Origin of the sequence: Trinickia sp. EG282A (assembly GCF_040965455.1) — a bacterium.
Classification (GTDB): Bacteria; Pseudomonadota; Gammaproteobacteria; order Burkholderiales; family Burkholderiaceae; genus Trinickia; species Trinickia symbiotica.
Genome location: NZ_JBFRCC010000039.1, coordinates 1 through 436, shown reverse-complemented (window position 1 = coordinate 436; position 436 = coordinate 1). Strand labels below are relative to the sequence as shown.

Below are 436 nucleotides of genomic sequence, written 5' to 3'. Positions count from 1 at the left end.
ACGCTGGTCCAGGTAGTAGCCCGTTTTGTGTCCGTGCTGAATATCCACCAGCAGTTTCATGCCGTGTTCTTCAATCGGCAGCAGGGCAGGCGGCAACTCGCCGGTGATGGGGCCCTGAGTCAGCTCCATCCCTTCTTTTTTACGTACCGCGACGTCGCTGCGATCGTAAATAGCACATTCCGGGTACAGCGTTTGCAGGGCACTAATTAATGCCGCGCGCTGATACTCTGCGCCAGCACTCAGCAGTTGCAGCACCAGAAAATTACCGAAACGATCGATAGTAATACCCGGCAGGCCATCAGATTCTCCGGCGATTAAACGATAGCTGTCGAGGCCATCTTTTTGCGCCAGCCAGTCACGCCATTTTTGTGCTTGCTGCAAACGGCGGGTAAAAAAAGCAATGTCGATAGACTCAGACGGGTCAAACGTCCAGACT

At 53.7% G+C, this 436-nt stretch carries 1 pseudogene; it reads right to left on the bottom strand.

Going from position 1 to position 436, the window contains the following annotated elements:
- Positions 1-436 (bottom strand): annotated as a pseudogene (locus AB4Y31_RS31805) (23S rRNA (cytosine(1962)-C(5))-methyltransferase RlmI); the annotation flags it as partial.